16 protein-coding genes are annotated in these 18,702 nt (G+C 37.3%); 7 read left to right on the plus strand and 9 right to left on the minus strand.

Features of this window, described 5'->3' with window-relative positions; genetic code table 11:
• Positions 1 to 64 precede the first annotated feature (64 nt).
• From ACQ86H_RS16095 to ACQ86H_RS16105, 3 genes are read right to left on the minus strand one after another with little or no spacing between them, the layout of a single operon-like run.
• Positions 65 to 889: a helix-turn-helix domain-containing protein gene (locus ACQ86H_RS16095; protein WP_431291719.1), complete on the minus strand. Its 825-nt coding sequence runs from the start codon at positions 887 to 889 to the stop codon at positions 65 to 67.
• Positions 890 to 928: 39 nt separating this feature from the next.
• On the minus strand, positions 929 to 2,788 hold the full coding sequence (locus ACQ86H_RS16100; protein WP_431291720.1) for a M1 family metallopeptidase: 1,860 nt from the start codon (positions 2,786 to 2,788) through the stop codon (positions 929 to 931).
• Between the two features lie 56 nt (positions 2,789 to 2,844).
• Entirely contained in the window at positions 2,845 to 3,798 is a 954-nt protein-coding gene (locus ACQ86H_RS16105; protein ID WP_138823928.1) for an exonuclease domain-containing protein, read from the minus strand.
• A gap of 380 nt (positions 3,799 to 4,178) precedes the next feature.
• Here ACQ86H_RS16105 and ACQ86H_RS16110 point away from each other — a divergent pair, with 380 nt between their 5' ends.
• Genes ACQ86H_RS16110 through ACQ86H_RS16120 form a run of 3 tightly spaced genes read left to right on the plus strand, consistent with a single transcriptional unit; the run spans position 4,179 to position 7,861 of the window.
• Positions 4,179 to 5,954, plus strand: coding sequence for a transglutaminase domain-containing protein (locus ACQ86H_RS16110; RefSeq protein ID WP_431291721.1), 1,776 nt, complete (start codon positions 4,179 to 4,181; stop codon positions 5,952 to 5,954).
• On the plus strand, positions 5,955 to 7,091 hold the full coding sequence (locus ACQ86H_RS16115) for a DUF3857 domain-containing protein (protein ID WP_431291722.1): 1,137 nt from the start codon (positions 5,955 to 5,957) through the stop codon (positions 7,089 to 7,091).
• Positions 7,031 to 7,861, plus strand: coding sequence for a hypothetical protein (locus ACQ86H_RS16120; RefSeq protein ID WP_431291723.1), 831 nt, complete (start codon positions 7,031 to 7,033; stop codon positions 7,859 to 7,861). Before ACQ86H_RS16115 ends, ACQ86H_RS16120 begins: the two co-directional genes overlap by 61 nt.
• A 226-nt stretch (positions 7,862 to 8,087) precedes the next feature.
• Here ACQ86H_RS16120 and ACQ86H_RS16125 read toward each other — a convergent pair whose 3' ends face one another.
• A complete protein-coding gene (locus ACQ86H_RS16125) occupies positions 8,088 to 9,536 on the minus strand; it encodes an SDR family oxidoreductase (protein ID WP_138823922.1) in 1,449 nt (482 codons plus the stop codon).
• A gap of 208 nt (positions 9,537 to 9,744) precedes the next feature.
• Here ACQ86H_RS16125 and ACQ86H_RS16130 point away from each other — a divergent pair, with 208 nt between their 5' ends.
• On the plus strand, positions 9,745 to 10,530 hold the full coding sequence (locus ACQ86H_RS16130; protein ID WP_431291724.1) for a murein L,D-transpeptidase catalytic domain family protein: 786 nt from the start codon (positions 9,745 to 9,747) through the stop codon (positions 10,528 to 10,530).
• Here ACQ86H_RS16130 and ACQ86H_RS16135 read toward each other — a convergent pair.
• Positions 10,527 to 10,979 carry a hypothetical protein gene (locus tag ACQ86H_RS16135; protein ID WP_138823918.1) on the minus strand — a complete coding sequence of 151 codons (453 nt, stop codon included), beginning with the start codon at positions 10,977 to 10,979 and terminating at the stop codon, positions 10,527 to 10,529. The genes ACQ86H_RS16130 and ACQ86H_RS16135 overlap by 4 nt on opposite strands.
• Positions 10,980 to 11,180: 201 nt before the next feature.
• Here ACQ86H_RS16135 and ACQ86H_RS16140 point away from each other — a divergent pair, with 201 nt between their 5' ends.
• Positions 11,181 to 13,034: a DNA topoisomerase 3 gene (locus tag ACQ86H_RS16140; RefSeq protein ID WP_138823916.1), complete on the plus strand. Its 1,854-nt coding sequence runs from the start codon at positions 11,181 to 11,183 to the stop codon at positions 13,032 to 13,034.
• 5 nt (positions 13,035 to 13,039) lie between these two features.
• Here ACQ86H_RS16140 and ACQ86H_RS16145 read toward each other — a convergent pair whose 3' ends face one another.
• The 4 genes from ACQ86H_RS16145 to ACQ86H_RS16160 form a co-directional block, all read right to left on the minus strand.
• Positions 13,040 to 14,953: an AAA domain-containing protein gene (locus ACQ86H_RS16145; RefSeq protein ID WP_431291725.1), complete on the minus strand. Its 1,914-nt coding sequence runs from the start codon at positions 14,951 to 14,953 to the stop codon at positions 13,040 to 13,042.
• Between the two features lie 157 nt (positions 14,954 to 15,110).
• Positions 15,111 to 15,494: a DUF3037 domain-containing protein gene (locus ACQ86H_RS16150; protein WP_431291726.1), complete on the minus strand. Its 384-nt coding sequence runs from the start codon at positions 15,492 to 15,494 to the stop codon at positions 15,111 to 15,113.
• Positions 15,472 to 16,263, minus strand: a complete 792-nt coding sequence (locus ACQ86H_RS16155) for a HipA family kinase (RefSeq protein ID WP_431291727.1) — start codon at positions 16,261 to 16,263, stop codon at positions 15,472 to 15,474. The genes ACQ86H_RS16150 and ACQ86H_RS16155 overlap by 23 nt, the downstream gene beginning before the upstream one ends.
• 627 nt (positions 16,264 to 16,890) lie before the next feature.
• Complete coding sequence (locus ACQ86H_RS16160; protein ID WP_431291728.1) at positions 16,891 to 17,079, minus strand: hypothetical protein; 189 nt, start codon at positions 17,077 to 17,079, stop codon at positions 16,891 to 16,893.
• A gap of 535 nt (positions 17,080 to 17,614) precedes the next feature.
• Between ACQ86H_RS16160 and ACQ86H_RS16165 the strand changes: the two genes are divergently transcribed.
• Together ACQ86H_RS16165 and ACQ86H_RS16170 are read left to right on the plus strand one after the other, a co-directional pair.
• On the plus strand, positions 17,615 to 17,818 hold the full coding sequence (locus ACQ86H_RS16165; protein WP_138823904.1) for a KTSC domain-containing protein: 204 nt from the start codon (positions 17,615 to 17,617) through the stop codon (positions 17,816 to 17,818).
• Between the two features lies 1 nt (position 17,819).
• Positions 17,820 to 18,557, plus strand: a complete 738-nt coding sequence (locus ACQ86H_RS16170) for a DNA-formamidopyrimidine glycosylase family protein (RefSeq protein ID WP_431291729.1) — start codon at positions 17,820 to 17,822, stop codon at positions 18,555 to 18,557.
• Positions 18,558 to 18,702 lie beyond the last annotated feature (145 nt).

Genomic DNA, 18,702 nt, shown 5'->3' on the forward strand with positions numbered 1-18,702 from the left:
TTGATTTAGATCCTCAAATTTAAGAGAGAATTGGATGCCATAATTGTAAAATTGGGACATTTGGCTAACTGCTAAACTTCCAGAAGGTATCCTCTTTACCGATAATCTTTCCATCATTAAAAAACTTGGCTGGAGCAACACCTGTGAGTAATTTGCAGGCTTTAATAAAATGAGATTGATCGGTATAGTTTGCCTGATGAGAAAGATCAGATAGATTCTGATCTCTGTTATTACTTAACTTATTCGACATTAATTCTCTAAAACGCACAATCGACCTGTATTTCTGTGGACTGATATTAAGATATTTATGAAATAGCCGGTTTAAATGTTTTCTGCTGATGCCAAGTTTATTTTCAGCAATCGAGTCAATTGAAATATCATCAACGTTATCGCGAAATAAGTCTAATGCTTTTTCAATGTATAAGTTCTCAACTTTAGCATATCGCTTAATAAGCAGATGATCAACGAAAGTAACAAGTTTTTCAATATTACTTGTTCCGAATAACTGCTTAATTTCTTCCTCCTCAAAAAACGAAAAATTTGCATCGAATGTCAATAATGATGAACCATTTAAAAATTGATTAATTCCAAAGGGGTTAAAAACAATAGCTATTTTACAAACAAATCCAATTTGCGTAACCTTTAATGGCCGTTCTCTGATCGGGGTATAAATCTGAACGGGTTTCGACTCAATATCAAATTCCAAAATGGCATGGTCTGGTTCGTATTTAAAACGATGACTGCTATATAACGAGATGGTATTGTTATAATGAGGGTAGCAAATATACTCGTTTTCTTCATTTTGATCATCGGTGATGTGCAGGTAATAATAACTTACATATTTCCTTATTAGTTCACTTTCTGGCTTAAAGGTTTCGAATATGCGCATTAAACAAGCTCATTAAATATCAATTCACCGTCCCCCGCTTTAATTCACCGAAAAGCTGTTATCACTTTTAATCTTATCAGGCGTGTGTGGGTTCCCCATCACAACTTTAGATAATTTTTTAGTAGTCTTCACTTCAATTTTTACCAGTCGATCACCTTTTTCCCATACGCCAATAGTACTGTGATTTTTTTCTTTGGTACCGTCTTCAAAGGTTAGCGTTAAATCAATAGGCAAAGGCTTAACACTTTTATTTTCAATACTTACTGTATATCCACCTGAAGTTTTATCTACGGCTTTAATGGCCATATCGGTCACACCATCTTCAAAAAACCAGGCTTTCCAAAACCAGTTCAAATTTTTACCACTGCCCTCGTTTATACTGTTAAAGAAATCGTAGGGCATTGGGTGTTTGCCATTCCAGTTTTGGATATAAGTATGCAAAGCCTTAGTAAACAATTCATCTCCCAGATAATCTTTAACGTACAAATATCCTAAACCAGGTTTAGGATAGGAGTTAGTAAAAGAGCCTGATCCTTTTAAATCAGGCGTCAAAGTCATAATTGGTGTATCGTCTTTCCCGCCAGAAGATGAAGCAGTAGGCTGCACACCATATTCATCTACAATGCTAGAATCAATCATTGGTGATATTAGCCACTCACCGATAGTTGCCCAACCTTCATCCATCCAACCATACTTGGTTTCATTTATACCCATATAAAACGGGAACATGGTATGAAAAATTTCATGATCAGTTAGGGTAATGGCATCCGTACGATTATCAACCGGATTATCATTTACCATCATTGGGTATTCCATCTGGTCTAAACCATCAAATATTGTTTCATGGCTATAAGGGAAAGGCCATTTTGGAAAAGTATAACTCATCGCTTCTACCGTTTTACGGGCAAAATCGATCACTTCATAATAATCTTTATGTTTATGGTTAAAAACAGCATCTACACGGGTTCTTCTTTTCGTTTTAGGATCAACCACTAAACTGCTCGATTTCCATAAGTAGTGATCACTCAAAGCAAATACAAAATCGGTTACATGCCTGGCTTCAAATTTAAAAGTATTATAAGCATTAGGCTGCGTTACTTTTTTATCGGCTAAATCTTTATCGGTAATCACATCAATTATAGCATCGTTCTTTTCGGCAGATAACATTCTCGAAACAATATCTTTCTGAAAAACTTCCGAAGGATTTTTCAGGTCTCCTGTGGCCCAGACACCATAACCTCCGGGCACCGTAATTGAAGCATTAAACTGATCAAAGTCGTTGTAAAATTCTTCAGCACCTGTATATGGAAATTTGTTCCAGCCATCTACATCGTCATAAACTGCGATACGCGGAAAAAAGTAAGCCACAAAATGCGAACCTTCATCAACCTGTCCGGTACGCGTATGCGATCCTTTATTTAAAGTATAACTATAATCAATAGAAAAGCTAATGGTTTTGCCTGGTACAACAGCAGGGACATTAACGGTCATATTTGTTCCATCAATTTTAAAATCACTTATTGATTTGCCGTTTGCTGCCATTTTTTCTATAGTCACTCCATCACCAAGATCAGATTCTGCCAATTTTGATTTTCTTGGTGTACCCTTTTTATATAGATTTGGATATAGTTTAAACCAGATTTCCTTCAAAGTATCAGGACTGTTATTGGTATAAGTTACCTGAACCTTACCCTTTAATAACCTGCTGCCAGGATTAAAATCTACATTCAAATTGTATTTAGAAGTATTTTGCCAATAATGCTTACCGGGTTTCCCATTCGCATTTCTGGTTTCCTTTTGATAAGTTTTCTGAAATACGGGTGCTATCGGTAAAGTAGTTTGCGCACTAGCGTAAAAAGCTGCACACAGTAAAAGGCTAAATATTTTTATAGATTTCATTTTTTTAGCTTAGGGCTTAGCGCAATGCGCATAGCGTTTAACAATTATCCAGTCTACTACTTACCAAATTTCATCTTCAATTGTTCCAACATATCCGTATTAATCGGCTGAGCAGGTTTTTCTGGCTTCGGCTGAGGTTTCTGCTGATACTGAGGCTTATTTGCAGGCGTGTTATTTTGAGGTCGTGCTGCCTTGTTCTCATTTTTCTTCGCATTGAACTTTGCCCACTCCTCGTCTAATTTCTTCTTTGTGTACAATGGAAAATCGCCATTTTTCATCCAGGCATAATAGCTAGGTTCTACCGAAAATACTTGAGCAGTAGTTTTACCTTTGTGTTTACCAAAGTTAAAACATACCTCATCGCTATCATTGTAAACCAAACGACCAGCAAAATCTACTGGTTTATTAATATTAGTGAAAATATGCAGTGCATCTACGTCATTTACAACTGGAATGCTTTTTACACCTTGTTTATTCTCAAACTCAGTTTCTTTGTACATTTCCAGCTGCCCAAGTAAAACCTTGTAAGTGGCAATAACATCAGCTTCTGCAGCATGCGCATTAATTAAATCTTCCTGACAATAGAACTTATACGCTGCTTTTAAGGTACGCTGTTCCATTTGGTGGAATATATTCTGTACATCAACAAATTTACGGCTGTTCATGTCAAAATCAACTTCTGCTCTTAAAAATTCTTCTAAAAGCATTGGGATATCAAATTTGTTTGAATTGTATCCAGCCAGATCACTATCTCCGATAAATTCAGCAATTTCTACTGCTAAAGTTTTAAAGGTAGGCTCATTAGCAATGTCTTCATCATAAATACCGTGTATTAACGAAGTTTGCAAAGGAATTGGCATTTCCGGATTTACCCGCCAGGTTTTAATAAGTTCGGAACCATCTGGCATGGCTTTTAAAATCGCTATTTCAACGATCCTGTCAGCTCCAACATTAACTCCAGTAGCTTCTAAATCAAAAAATGCTAGAGGACGCTTTAAATTTAATTTCATTTCTTATGATGTGAGATTAGCGACATTAGATTTGAATCGGAATGTCAAATTCTTTTTTCCAAAAATGCTAAAAAGGTTTCATTAGTTCTGTAAAACAGCTTTATTAATTTATAAATTTAATTGTCAAATTATTTTAGAATGTTACTTTGCAGCGTTAAATTGCGGCAATTTATATACGCTCAAATGAATAAAATATTAGCCATACTATTCCTTCTGTTTTTATCACTAACCACTCATGCTCAAAACTTTAACTTTGGATCAATCACTTATGACGATTACGAATTCGACAGAAAAAATTAGACAGCAATGCGAATGCTGTTGTTTTAAAAGAATTTGGTACCGCATCAATTCAACGCGACGACATTACAGGCAGTTTAGAGTTGATTTTTGAACAGCATGTAAAAATTAAAATCTACAATAAAGAAGGCTTTAAAGAAGCTAATATTGTTATTCCAACCTATAAAGATGAATCCCGCGAAGAGACGATTAGTGATTTAAAAGCTTCTACCTTTAATTATGTAGACAATAATTTTGTTGAAACCATTATGGACAGGCAAGCCATTTTCACCGAAAATCGGTCGAAATACACCAGACTAACCAAGTTTACCCTTCCGAACCTCAAAGAAGGCTCAATAATTGAATATAGTTACAGGTTAAAATCGCCCAACTTATTTAATTTCAGAACATGGGAGTTTCAAGGCGACATTCCAAAGGTGATTAGTGAGTATTTGGTTTATATTCCAGGGATTTACAACTATAACGTTTCTCTACGCGGATTTCAAAAACTGACTGATCAAAAATCAGAATTGAGCAAAGAATGTTTAAGGCTTTCAGGCGTTGCTATCGATTGCTCAAAAATCACCTACGTGATGAAAAATATTCCGGCATTTATTGAGGAAGATAACATGACTGCTCCGAGTAACTTCAAATCGGCCATCTACTTCGAGCTTTCTGATGTTCAGAATTTAAACGGTAGTAAAACGTCCTATACCAAAACGTGGAAAGATATTGATTATGAGCTCTCATCCTATAAAACACTGGGCGACCAGATGAAAAGGAAAGATGTTTTTAAAGACCTCATTCCAGAAATCACAAAAGGAAGTTCAACGGATTTAGACAAAGCAAAAGCCATTTATAATTATATCAAAAAACAGATCAAGTGGAATAATTATTACGGAAAATACGCAGAAGATAATATTAAAAAAGCATTGGAAAACAGATCTGGCAATGTGGCAGATATTAACCTGAGCTTAATTGCAGCACTTTCTGCAGCTGGTTTGGATGCGGAAGCCGTTATACTCTCTACCCGTGATAATGGAACGGTAAACAAGCTTTATCCGGTTATGAGCGATTTTAATTATCTGGTTGCAAAAGTGAATATTGCCGATAAAAGTTATTTGTTGGATGCTACAGAACCACTGTTACCCTTCGGTTTGTTACCACTACGGTGCATTAACGACCAGGGAAGGGTAATCAATTTGAAAAAACCATCTTACTGGATTGATTTAAAGGCCAGCCAGAAAACAACTACCAGTTATATTCTTATGGGAAAAATGACTACCGATGGGAAAATTACCGGCACTTTAACTACCTACACAATGGGTTACGCGGCATATAGCAAACGTAAAGATATTCTTCGATACAATTCTCCGGATGAATATGTCGAGAAACTTGATGAACGTTTAACCAGAATTAAAATACTGGATCATCAAATTTTGAACCTGGATAGTGTAGAAAATTCTTTGATAGAAAAATATGAGGTGGAATTTACCATAAACGATGGTACCAATAGAGATCAGTTTTATTTTAGTCCATTTTTTATCAATACCATTTCAAAAAATCCGTTTAATTTAAACGAACGCACCTATCCTGTTGATTTAGGCGCAGCGTCTGACGAGCGCATCGTCATCAATGTACTTTTACCGGAAAAATACCAATTGCTGGAAAAACCAAAAGATATGGCTATTGCTTTGCCGGATGCTGGTGGAAAGTATTTACTACAGACGGGTTTGGATGAAAACACCATTTCCGTAAGTCAGATTTTACAGTTTAACAATGCTATTTATCAACCAGGAGAATATCTTTTCTTAAAGGAATTTTATAGCAAGATCATCCAGAACCAGAAAACAGAATTTTTATTAAAAAAGGCAAATTAAATGAGATTCTTATTTACCGTATTTTTCTTGCTTTTAATTTCTGCTGTTGGCTTTGCGCAAGACAACTATGATGTCGATTTAATTCCCGCTAACCTGCGCAACCGGGCCAATGCCTGCATCAGAAATGAAGAAACAACCATTGATATGCGCTCGCCTGATAATGTAATGCTCAATGTAAAAAAAGCCATTACGGTATTTAACCAAAATGGAGAGGATGAAGCCCGGCTGGTACTCTATTACGATAAAAACATTTCGATTAAAAGCATAAAGGGAGAAGTTTACAATAGCGTTGGTAAACTTACTAACAAGTTTTCTCAGAACGATTTTGCTGATATGAGCGCTGCCGACGGATTCTCTTTATTTGTTGATAGCCGCGTAAAACACTATCTGCCATCAATAAACCAATATCCTTACACCCTGGTTTACAATTATGAAATTAGAAATAAGCAAAACCTGATTATTCCAGATTGGAGTCCAAAACCAGCAGATGATGTTTCTGTAGAGAAAAGTACCTATACCTTTATTTGTAAGCCAACAGATCAGGTAAGAATAAAAACACAGAATTATAGTGCAACACCAGAAATACTAACTGATGATAAGCAGAAAAAAACAATTTGGAAAGTAAATAATATCCTGGCCGTTAGAACTGAACCCTATAGTCCGGCTCGCGAAACTTATGCCACCAATATCCAGATTGCGCCGCAAGCATTTTATTATTACAACCATAAAGGCAGTTATACCAACTGGAAAGAGCTGGGTAAATGGATTTATGAAGATTTATTAGCAGAACGCAAAGCCTTGCCACCTGCAACCGTTGAAATGGTAAAAGATCTGGTAAAAAACGAAAGAACGGACAAAGATAAAGCGCGTAAAATCTATCAGTATTTACAAGACAAAACAAGATACATCAGCGTACAAATTGGTATTGGGGGTTTTCAGCCCATTGCGGCCGGCGAGGTAGACCGCCTAGGTTATGGCGATTGTAAAGCTTTGGTAAACTACATGCAAAGCCTGTTGAGTGCAGCCGATATAGAATCGCATTACTGTGTGGTAGAAGCTGGTTCTGAAAAAAGAGTATGGATCCGAAATACGCCAGTATGGTGCAGGGTAATCACATTATTCTTTGTATGCCTTTAAAAGGCGATACCACCTGGCTGGAATGTACCAGCCAAAAAATTCCGTTTGGTTTTTTAAGCGATTTTACTGATGATAGACTGGTACTGGCCTGTACTGCCGATGGCGGAAAACTATTGCGTACGCCAAAACTAACAACAGCTGAGAACTTGCAGACACGTAAAGCCGAGTTAACTGTTCAACCAGATGGAAGTATTTCAGGCAAAATGAGTACCGTTTATACTGGCTCCCAGTACGAAAATCAGGAATCAATGATTGGTAAACCTGTAACCGAACAACATAAGTTATTAAAAGAAACTTACAACATTGATAATATCGATTTTGAAACAGTTTCTTTCGCTCAGAAAAAAGATATTAACCCTAAATTAATAGAAGATCTAAAAATCAATATCAGAAATTATGCACCAGTAAATGGGAATAAGATGTTTTTACAGCCCAATGCTTTTAACATAAAACGATCAATCCCAGAAATAAAGAACAGAACGCTACCCGTTTACATTAACCGGGGTTATACTGATGAAGATAAGATTGTATACACCCTGCCTGATAATGTAGACACCAAATTAATTATAGGACAGGATAAAACGTTTAAAAGCGATTTTGGGCAATATGTGTGTAAAATATCTATAGAAGGCAACAAATTAACCTATCACCGAAAATTTGTTTTAAATGATGGAACATTCCCGGCGGAACAGTACTCAGCATTTTCGAAATTTATAAATGATGTAAATTCGGCTGATTATTTAAAACTTGCCCTTAGCTTAAAGAAATAGACCACTTTTTTAATAATTGTAAAAATCTGCGCTTCTTTTCTGCGTAATCTGTGGGAAACAAAGCGCCCTTAGCTTAAAAAAATAATCCCCAAACCGATTCCAATAATCATAATGAGGTACATTAGGATTTCTGTAGAAGCAAATTTCTTGTACTTAGTCCAGAAGGAATAATCATTTTCGTCGTTTGGCATTTTACTACTTTTGCGACAAAAATAGGCAAATATATTTAATTATCGGGCCTGTAAGTGGTAATCTGCCGTGCCATCCCCTTAAATAAAATAATATGGAATGGCCACATGGCATACCAATATACTCTGCCCCATAAACCCTTTGGTCTGAAAGTAGCGATTTGCGATAAAAAAGCTTTTCCATGAAACTCCACCAGCTTCAATTCGAGCCATGCTTCGCCTGGTACTTTCATTTCGGCATATAATAACAATCTTTTACTCTTTTTATCGGCAAGCAGTACACGCCAGAAATCGAGCACATCTCCTGCCTGTAAGTCAGTATTGCTGGTCCTGCCTCTTCTGGTACCTACCCCACCAAACATTTTATCTAAAAAGCCACGCAAATGCCAAAGCCAATCCATAAAATACCAACCTCTACTACCCCCAATGCTCCAGATATTATCAAAAACTTCTTCCGCTTTGCGTTCAAAAGGCATTTTAACTTTATATTGTAAGGTGCCGTTTTGTGGTACCTTAATCTGGTCCATAAAATTCGAATCGAGATAACCTCGATTCAAAGCATCTTTCCAGCTCGAAACAATAGAATTCTGGTCAATCTTTTCGAAGGCAAGATGTAATGATGCTGCATAACTTAAACAATCCCGGGGTACCACTTTCTGAATACTGTTATCCTTACATATCACTTCATTTTTCATGCTATCCACCAAACTCCTTGCAAGCGAATATGGTACAGGTGTAATCATGTTTAGCCATAAAGAAGACAACCGTGGCGTGAGTACAGGTACTGTAACAATCCACCTCTTCAAATCCCGTTCTTTTGCGTAACCTAGAAGCATTTCTCTATAGGTTAATATATCAGGTCCACCGATATCGAAAGTTTGATCATAAGCTTTATCATTATGCAGTACACCGATCAGATAAGCTAAAACATCGCGTATGCCAATTGGCTGACAGCGTGTTTCGACCCATTTTGGGGTGATCATAAAAGGGATTTTCTCGGTTAAATCACGTATAATTTCAAATGAGGCACTTCCAGAGCCAATAATAATGGCTGCCCTTAATATGGTGCAGGCTTTTCCCGATGATTTAAGTTCTTCCTCCACTGCTAACCTCGATCCTAAATGTTTGGATAAATGTTCATCGTTGGCTATGCCCGTTAAATAGATGATCTGCTTACAATTTGTCTTTTTAACCGCTTCTGCAAAATTTTCGGATGAGGCCTTTTCCATATCCGAAAATCCGGTCTGGCTGGATGACATGGAATGCACCAGGTAATAAGCGGCATCGATATCTTCAGGAATCTCGTTTAAGGTTTCAGCTTCTAACAAATCACCTGTAATAATCTTTACCTGATCGCTTAATTCAGATTCGGAAATGAACCGACGCTTATCCCTGACCATACAAATAATTTCATGCTTTTCTTCCAGAAGAAGTGGAAGCAATCTTGTTCCGATATAGCCATTTGCACCAGTTAATAAAATTTTCATAGTCCGGGATTTAAGAGATAACACTAAATAAATGGCTTTGTTAGCATAATTTTCTGAATAAAGAGAGATTCACATACTTAACGGCTATATAATCACCGCTTAAGTCATGAGAGTGTAAAACAACCTGTATTTTTATTCCTACAAAATAAATATGGGCAACATTTAAGTAGAACTACCGTATAAATAACTCATTATCAAACCAAACTGAATGAAGAAATACATCCTGGACATTGCTACGATTTTTTTAGCGGGTATGAGCATTGTCGGAACAAGTTGGAAAGCGATAGATCGACCCCAGATACAACAAGATACGATTAAAAATATAGCGGCAGACAGTCTGTACAATCAATACATCTTAAATATATACCACGAAATTCATTTAGATTCTGCAGGATTAAATGAACAGGTTTTTGAAAAGGCATTAACCGGGTTTTATAATATGAAATATTCTGGTTTATTACATGCTAAACCTATTTTAACAATTGCCGATTTCGATCAGGAAAGTACAAAAAAACGTCTGTACATAATCGATTTAGCCTGTAAAAAGCTAATCTTAAACACCTGGGTAGCGCACGGACAAAATAGTGGTGGCGATAAACCTTCATCTTTCTCGAATAACATCAACTCAAACCAGAGCAGTTTGGGCTTCTATTTAACCGGCGAAATTTATAATGGTAAACATGGTCGTTCGCTCAAGTTGGATGGAATGGATCAAGGTTTTAACAGCAATGCCAGAGAAAGATCAATTGTGGTTCATGGCGCAAGTTATGTAAGCCAGAAAAGTATAGATGAATTGGGTAGACTGGGCAGAAGCCAGGGTTGCCCCGCTGTTCCCGCTAAACTGGCAGATCATGTGATTAATACTATCTCAGACCGAACAGTACTTTTCATCAATAATTCAGAGCAGTTATATTATTCTTCCTTTTTAAACGAAACCCTTGCAGCCAGCGTAGCTTTAAACCAATCACAGTTTTTTGCATCACAAATGGATTAATAATGCTTAATATTTTTGGCGTTTAGGTTTTTGGGCAGGATGTTAATGAAAAGTGATTGGCTGCCTGCAAGCAAATCCCAAACCCAACGGTTGCTGTCTACCTCTTTTTCGCCGCAATCCACCACCTCGGCACGCTTGAGCAGTTTTTTAACGATATTCTGAATCCATCTTATTTGTATAATGCGGTTAAAGTATAAACCCAGGTAATCGCAGTATACATGTACCAGAATTTCTACAATCAGCGAAGCATTAGAAATAGCAAGTTTTTTACCAAAATGCTGTTCATAGTCGGCTTTAATTGTATTGACCAAAAGCTCGAATCGCTCAAGTCTTGCATCTGCTTTTCCTGCCAGATAAGCCCACAGTTCAGCATTACTGTACACACGGATTAATTGAGGCTCTAGTCCAACTTTAATTTTGTTTCCTTTCAGTTCGTAAATTTTATCCATTCATTAAAATAATAGCAGCGTTTAGATGGAGATATTACTGGATTGTTAATCAATTCAATATAAAAATTGCCGATCCAGATAATGGACAAAGTTATCTGATAATTGTTTACCAAAATGAATGTTAAAAGGCATTGTGAGTAATTTTTTTAATCTGTTGCCAATATTTTAATCATCTTTGGGCTTGAAAAGATAAGCCCATTCATGAAGATTGTAATTGCAGAAAAGCCTTCTGTTGGTCGCGAACTTGCTAAAGTTTTTGGAGCAACCACCAGAAAAGATGGATACATTGAAGGTAAAGGATATTCTTTTACCTGGGCATTTGGACACTTATTACAATTAGCTCCTCCTCAGGATTATGGTTTTATTGGCTGGAGGAAGCAGCATTTACCCATGCTTCCACAAAAATTCAAACTTGCTGTCAGAAAAATTAAAACGAAAGATGGTTTTGTAGAAGATCCGGCAGTACGCAAACAATTAGATACGATAAAAAAACTTTTTGATGAGGCCAGCGAAATTATTGTGGCAACGGATGCAGGGCGTGAGGGTGAATTAATTTTCAGGTACATTTATTATTACCTGAAATGCAAAAAACCATTCAAACGCCTTTGGATCTCTTCACAAACAGATGAAGCCATAAAAGATGGATTCAGAAATTTAAAACCCGGAACAGATTACGATACTTTATTTAATTCAGCCCATTGTCGCTCGGAGTCGGATTGGCTGGTGGGCATGAATGCTACTCAGGCACTAAGTATTTCTGCAGGCAATAGAACAGTTCTTTCTTTGGGAAGGGTACAAACACCTACTCTAGCCATGATCTGTGCCCGTTTTTTAGAGATTAAAAATTTCGTTCCTCAAACCTATTACCAGATCAGCATTTTACTTGCTAAAGATGAACAGGTTTTCAAGGCGATATCAACCTCGAACTATAAGGAAAAGGAAGAGGTAGAAAAGTTATTTGCGCTTGTAGAGGATGTGGCCTCTGGCTTTCCAACAGGTGGAAACATTACTGCTGTAGAAGCTAAACCAAGAAAAGAGCCCCCTCCGCTACTGCACGATTTAAGCAGTTTGCAGCAGGAAGCCAACAAGAAAAAAGGATATACTGCGGATCAAACACTTAATATCCTGCAGAACCTGTATGAGAGTAAATTGGTTTCTTATCCCCGTACCGGATCGCGCTATATTGGTGATGATGTTTTTGCCGGCGTTCCGGATCTGATTGCTAAATTCACCGATCATGCTGATTTTGGAAAACAGGCACAGTTTCTGCAAACCATTGCCTTAAATAAACGAAGTGTTAATGCTAAAAAAGTAACCGATCACCATGCTGTTTTACCGACAGGCGAACAGGCTTATGGATTGAGTCCGGATAAACAAGCGGTATACGATATGGTTGTTGGACGTATGATCGAGGCATTTCACCAGGAATGTATCAAGGAGTTAACCAAAATAACCATTCAATCAGGAGTTACTTTTGTGGCCAACGGAACCGTAATCCGATCTGCAGGCTGGCGGGCTGTTTTTAACGACCCTGAAGATGATAAGAAGGATGAAGACAATGCAGCATTACCAAAAGTTGCTGTTGGCGAACAATTGCCTGTCACAGAAAAATCTCTTTTAGAAAAACAAACGAAACCTAAGCCAATGTACAACGAAGCTTCCTTATTAAAAGCGCTCGAAACATGCGGCAAGGAGATTGAAGATGAAGAATTACGCTACGCCATGAAAGATAGTGGTTTAGGTACGCCGGCAACACGTGCATCCATTATCGAAACCTTAATTACCAGAGAATATATTACAAGGGAAAAGCGAAATCTTGTCCCTACCAATAAAGGTTTGGCTGTTTACGAAGTAGTGAAGGATAAACAGATCGCACAGGCTGAACTTACCGGACAATGGGAAAAAAGACTGGAAGAAATCCGCTCAGGTTCATCAGTAAAAGATTTTAAATCCGAAATTACAGAATACACCAAAACCATTACGCACGAACTATTGATTGCAGGGGCAAGTATATCGGGCAAGCTTGAAGAAGAAAAGAAACTGGAAAAGGTTTAACTTACTTACAGGTCTATAAACTCCCAGGCACTGTGGTAGGCATTCAATTGTTCTGCATAGTGAATAAATTCTGCATAAAAATTAGATTTCGATAATGTAGCGCTATCCCCAATCACAACCAGCTTTTTCCTGGCCCTCGTCATGGCCACGTTCATTCGCCTCGTATCTGATAAAAACCCTATACTTCCATCGCTATTACTTCTGGTCAGGCTGATATAAACCACATCACGTTCCTGCCCCTGGAAACTATCTATTGTATTTACCGAAATTTTATTTCGATATGGAATTAAAATTTCATTTTCCTGAACCAGGGCATTTAAAATCTGAACCTGTTGTTTATATGGAGAAACAATAGCAATAGATGGAAAGCTTTCAGTTGAGGTTTGATCCATCAAACCAGCAACCAGATGCGTAAGATGTTTAACCAAAAACGCAGCTTCATCAGGGTTGGTTGTGCTGGTTCCGTCTAATTTTTCGTCGTAACTACAACCTGCCGTATCGATAAACTGGATCGGTTCATCACCGGTAAATAATAAATTATCGGCAACAGACTGATGGGCTTTTAATGCATTTTTGTAAAATACCCTGGACGAATAACCCATAATATCTTTGTTCATCCTGTATTGTTCATTTAACAACACAACCGATTCTGGATGAAGATTTACAGCTTTTTCTAATAAAGTGGTACCTAAACCATTTCTGGCTGCCTCATTTGATTTTATGGTTGGCGAAAGCTGGAAATGATCCCCGGCCAAGATTACTTTCTGCGCCTTTAAAATCGGTATCCAGCAGGCTGGTTCTAAGGCCTGTCCCGCCTCATCAATCACAATCGTATTATATTTTAAATTCCGAACGGTATAATGGTTAGCCCCTACCAGTGTAGCAGTAATAATCTGTGCTTTGGTAAACAGATTATCCATAATATACTGTTCGGTTTTTTCTACTTCTTTTCCAATTTTGTGTGCTTCATCAAACAAGGCCTTGCGTTGGTCGCGTTCTGCTTTGCCAAAACTACGTTTATATTTGTGGGCCATATTTTTATACTCACTGGCCTGTTTTTTTAAAACTTTAATGGTTTTCATCTCCGGATGATCGGCCATTTGATGATCGAGCGTAGCCGCAAGCAATCTTTCCGAAACCCTTGCCGGGTTACCCACACGGATTACTTTTAACCCTTCAGCAGCTAACTTCTCCGTAAGTAAATCAACCGCAGTATTACTTGGTGCCACCACCAGAATTTTTTGATCACTGTGTTTAACCAACGATTTTATAGCATGTACCAGTGTTGTTGTTTTTCCGGTGCCTGGCGGACCATGAACCACAGCCAGATGATCGGCTGCAATAATTTTATTCACGGCTAATTGCTGCGAGTCGTTTAGTGTATTGGGAATGATAAATTTCTCTTCTCCCTGAAATGAAGGTTTTTCTCCTTTCGTTAAAATATGGATCAGTTTATTTTCCGATTCATTCTCTGCCAAATGCGTAGCCTGTTTAAGGGCATTCTGCATTTCATCATAACTATTATTATCAAAAAGTAAATCAACGCCGAGTTTGCCATCTCTGGTCCAGTCTGGCAGTTCATCCACACGCAAGCTGATTTTCATCCTGTTGCCACTTTGATGATTGACAATCCCCTCTACCCGGTCTTCTTTGGCATCGTGATTAGAAAATAATACCACAGCAGCGCCAAAACGGAACTGATGGGAAAAATCCTGATGGGTAGTTCTTTCCAGCTCAATGGTTAAATAATCACCCCGGCCTATTTCTGTATTCCTGATTGCAATAGGGTACCAGGTTAAACCCAGGGCTCTCCTATCAGCAGCCGAAGTATTTTCAGTAAGTTTTAGGTACGATTGTAAATCTTCGTTGCGTTCGGTATCGAGCAGATCCTGGAGTTTTTTGAAATATTCTTTTGGCAAGGTAGATGGCTTAATTGTGGAAATTAGTTAATTGTTGAATTGCTTGATTGTTAATTGATAACTGCCAATTGTAAACTGATTAATTGTTGGATTGTTCAGAAACTGAATATATTTTGTTTTAGAGGTAGTTCAAACGCTTAGCGCCATGCACTTAGCATTATAAAACCAGCTCCTGGTGCAACCTCAATAAAGTCTCTTCCGCATCGTCACAAAATCCGGGGTGTACTTTTGAGCATTGCACTACAGTACTTCTGGTTGCCGTAAGCCACCTAAAACGAGACGCCTGATCGTATTGACCAATGGGGCCAGATCCTTTTGCGGCCGTACTTATTCTTTCAAAAGCACATAAGTTTTCTTTGAGTTCATCTAAATCTATTTCAGTAGAAAAGGCCTTTATTTTTTGCTCATCAAGCGTGAACACACTTTTTAAATACTTTTGCCTGGCACAAAACAAAATAACGCCCACATTAATAAATTCTTCACGTTCTACCCTTGGCATTACACGAATTACAGCGTACTCAAATAAGAATTTCTCTGGCATGCTGTGCTTCTTTTAAAAATATAGTTGAATGAGCTAACCTGGTAGTAAGGAAATGTTTATAGGCATTACGATGCTCCAGTTTGCTTTCAAAATTCGTTTCGCCTTCCAGCCAGTTATCAGGAATTAAATTAATTATCGCTGCTATCTTTTCAGAATTGAGTAGTTTACTAAATTCTTCATTTACACTTTCCAGTTCAGAAGCCCATGGCAACAATACATGGTCTTTTACCAAAAAGAAAGGTTTAATGGCCTGCTCTTCCCAATTTTGCCAGGAATGATGAAAATATAATGCGGCACCATGGTCTATTAACCAAAGTTCTTTATGCCACAGTAGCATATTGGTATTTCTGCAGGTACGGTCCATATTGGTCAAAAAACAATCAAGCCATACAATTTGCGAAGCGAGTTTAGCATCCACAGTAGTTACTGTTGGATCGAACGTTATCGCTCCTGATAAATAATGTAATGCCAAATTTAAGCCTATACTGGCTTTTAACAAATCCTGAATTTCTTCGTCGGGCTCTGTTCTCCCAAAAGCTTCATCCAAATTAGCAAAAACCAACTCCGGTACACGCAAACCTAAATAACGGGCAATTTCGCCACCAATTAGTTCGGCAATTAAAGCCCGCGGACCCTGTCCTGCTCCTCTAAATTTCAGTACATATAAAAAGTTATCATCAGCCTCGGCAATGGCGGGCATCGAGCCACCTTCGCGCAAAGGAGTAACGTATCTGGTTACATTTACCGTTCTAAGTTGTAAATCGTTCATATCTGCAGGTAGAATGGCCACTTATTTTGTTTATGCACAATTCTAAACTTGCAGCAAATTTAGCAGAATTCCAACAATAAATTGGTCAAAGTTTAGTCGTAAAGATCCTGGTAGGAATGCAATCAATCGTTAAATAGAAAGTTATTTATTTGAAGCGCAATGCCAGTAACCATTATTGAGGGTTCAGTCCTGCTGTACATTACAATCCTTTTGGTTAAAACCATTAAGTTAGACAATTCAATGATCATCCAAAAGGGATTTCCATTGCCATCAGGGCTACCGGGCGCTGGTAGTAGTCAAATTAAAATAATCTTGATATTAAATATAAGATTAAACAGATTCCAAATCATTTTAACCATATAACAACACCCAGCCTTATATTTCTAACATGGTTAATATTAAACCTATGCATCTAAGAGTATTAGATTTAGCTACCATCTACAAGTTCCAAATAACGGTTGATTTTTAGTGCAAGCGGGAATTTTAAAACTTATGGCATTAAGATTCCCAATCAAGTTGGGAATGACGATTCATCGAGGATTATTTTCAGTATCGACAGCCACAGGCAGCTTTGTGATCTCAATGCTCCTCACCCTGCGTCATATGTGGTAAACATTATAATCTGTTCTAATCGTGTCCCAAATAAGCAATGCCGGCAGGTGTTATCGCAGACGACCATTGCACCGAATCCCGGTTAATTTTAATCAGGCCTATACTTTCTAATTCTTCATACGCTTCTTCCATCCCGCCCAAAACCGAAGAACTAACCTGTTGATTGATTACCTCAAGTAGAGATATGATTTCTGATCTTTCCATAGAATAAATAATTAACTATATCTTAATTAACATAAATCTAATTAAAATGTTTATTGCTTATTTAAACATTTTCAAGTGTTTAAGGTTGTATTATAATCCGATTTGATTACTATGGAAACACACCTTTATTATCTCTTTATTATGGCTTTGCCTGTAGCTTGCATCGCGTGGACAGTTACCAAAGAAGAAATATTTAGGGAAGCCCGCGAATTCTGTGTAGACCGTTCAAAGAATTGCGATAAGCTGGTTAAACGAAAATTTTTCTATGTTTTTACCTGCGAATATTGCTTTAGTCACTATGTAACTTTAATACTGCTCTTTATTACCAAATTCACTTTAATTTATCCGGATTGCCGTGGCTATATTATTTCTTTTTTTCGATAGTATGGGTTGCAAACGTTTACATGAGCTTATACAACATTATCCGTATTGATTTGAAGAAAGAAAAAATCAAAGTTCAGAAAGAAGAATCAACCCTCAAGAATGATTGAAACCATTTATAACGGGCGCTGTTTTTAACGTATAACCTGATATTATGCCGTCATCAGTAATCAAATACTTTAGTTATGATACAGCTACAGAAACATTAAAAATCATTTTTGTAACCGGTATGGTTTATTTGTATAAGAATGTTCCAGGAAAGATTTACGAGATGTTAAAGGCATCCGGATCAAAAGGGAGATATTTTAACAGTAAAATTAAAGATAAATATAAGTTCCAGAAACTGGAGGAAGAATAATATGCCTGAAGGTCCAACAATCGTGATATTAAAAGATTTAATCAAAGCGCTTCATCTGGGTAAGCCGGAAGTACTGGAAGTAGCAGGCAATGCTAAAAATTTCGATAAAGATAGATTGCTCCATCAAAAGATCCAGGATTTTAAAAGCTGGGGCAAACATTTCCTGATCTGTTTTAACGATTTCACCATCCGTATTCATTTTATGCTGTTTGGCAGTTATTTAATTAACGGGCGCAAAAAAACGCCATTAAAGCTGGGGCTGATCTTTAAAAACAATGAATTAAATTTCTATACCTGCAAAGTTGACCTCTTGGAAGGAAATGTTAAGAAACACTACCATTGGGAAAACGATGTTATGGCTGATGAATGGAGCAGCAGCGCAGCTATTAAAACATTGAAAGAAAAACCCCTGTCTCTGGTTTGCGACATATTGCTAGATCAGCAAATTTTTAGCGGGGTGGGTAACATTATTAAAAATGAGGTCTTATACCGTAACCGCATACATCCCCTGACCAAAATTGAAAATATACCACCTGCAAAATTAAAAGCATTGGTTAACGATACCCGGAATTATAGTTTTGATTTTTTAAACTGGAAAAAGCAAAATACATTCAGTAAACATTGGCAAGTATACAGTCAGAAAGAGTGCCCGCTTAAACACAAAATAGAGAAAAAGGAACTTGGCAAAACACATCGTCAAACTTACTTCTGCGAAAAATGCCAAAAACTATACCGCTAGCTAAAAAATATTTTTTGTATTAAACTTTTCAGCATACAAACATAAAACACTAATTATTAACCATTTAAATTAGAGTAAAACCTTTTATTAAACAACAAACTATAATCTTAAAGTAAAAGAATTATTAAATTATTGGAATTTTCTA

Origin of the sequence: Pedobacter sp. P26 (assembly GCF_050632135.1) — a bacterium.
In the GTDB taxonomy this organism is placed as follows: Bacteria; Bacteroidota; Bacteroidia; order Sphingobacteriales; family Sphingobacteriaceae; genus Pedobacter.

Excerpts from the sequence above, each read along its gene's own strand:
- ACQ86H_RS16095 (WP_431291719.1), bottom strand. The coding sequence starts at position 889 with ATGCGCATATTCGAAACCTTTAAGCCAGAAAGTGAACTAATAAGGAAA.
- ACQ86H_RS16100 (WP_431291720.1), bottom strand. The coding sequence starts at position 2,788 with ATGAAATCTATAAAAATATTTAGCCTTTTACTGTGTGCAGCTTTTTAC.
- ACQ86H_RS16105 (WP_138823928.1), bottom strand. The coding sequence starts at position 3,798 with ATGAAATTAAATTTAAAGCGTCCTCTAGCATTTTTTGATTTAGAAGCT.
- ACQ86H_RS16115 (WP_431291722.1), top strand. The coding sequence starts at position 5,955 with ATGAGATTCTTATTTACCGTATTTTTCTTGCTTTTAATTTCTGCTGTT.
- ACQ86H_RS16120 (WP_431291723.1), top strand. The coding sequence starts at position 7,031 with ATGGATCCGAAATACGCCAGTATGGTGCAGGGTAATCACATTATTCTT.
- ACQ86H_RS16125 (WP_138823922.1), bottom strand. The coding sequence starts at position 9,536 with ATGAAAATTTTATTAACTGGTGCAAATGGCTATATCGGAACAAGATTG.
- ACQ86H_RS16130 (WP_431291724.1), top strand. The coding sequence starts at position 9,745 with ATGAAGAAATACATCCTGGACATTGCTACGATTTTTTTAGCGGGTATG.
- ACQ86H_RS16135 (WP_138823918.1), bottom strand. The coding sequence starts at position 10,979 with ATGGATAAAATTTACGAACTGAAAGGAAACAAAATTAAAGTTGGACTA.
- ACQ86H_RS16140 (WP_138823916.1), top strand. The coding sequence starts at position 11,181 with ATGAAGATTGTAATTGCAGAAAAGCCTTCTGTTGGTCGCGAACTTGCT.
- ACQ86H_RS16150 (WP_431291726.1), bottom strand. The coding sequence starts at position 15,494 with ATGCCAGAGAAATTCTTATTTGAGTACGCTGTAATTCGTGTAATGCCA.
- ACQ86H_RS16155 (WP_431291727.1), bottom strand. The coding sequence starts at position 16,263 with ATGAACGATTTACAACTTAGAACGGTAAATGTAACCAGATACGTTACT.
- ACQ86H_RS16160 (WP_431291728.1), bottom strand. The coding sequence starts at position 17,079 with ATGGAAAGATCAGAAATCATATCTCTACTTGAGGTAATCAATCAACAG.
- ACQ86H_RS16165 (WP_138823904.1), top strand. The coding sequence starts at position 17,615 with ATGCCGTCATCAGTAATCAAATACTTTAGTTATGATACAGCTACAGAA.
- ACQ86H_RS16170 (WP_431291729.1), top strand. The coding sequence starts at position 17,820 with ATGCCTGAAGGTCCAACAATCGTGATATTAAAAGATTTAATCAAAGCG.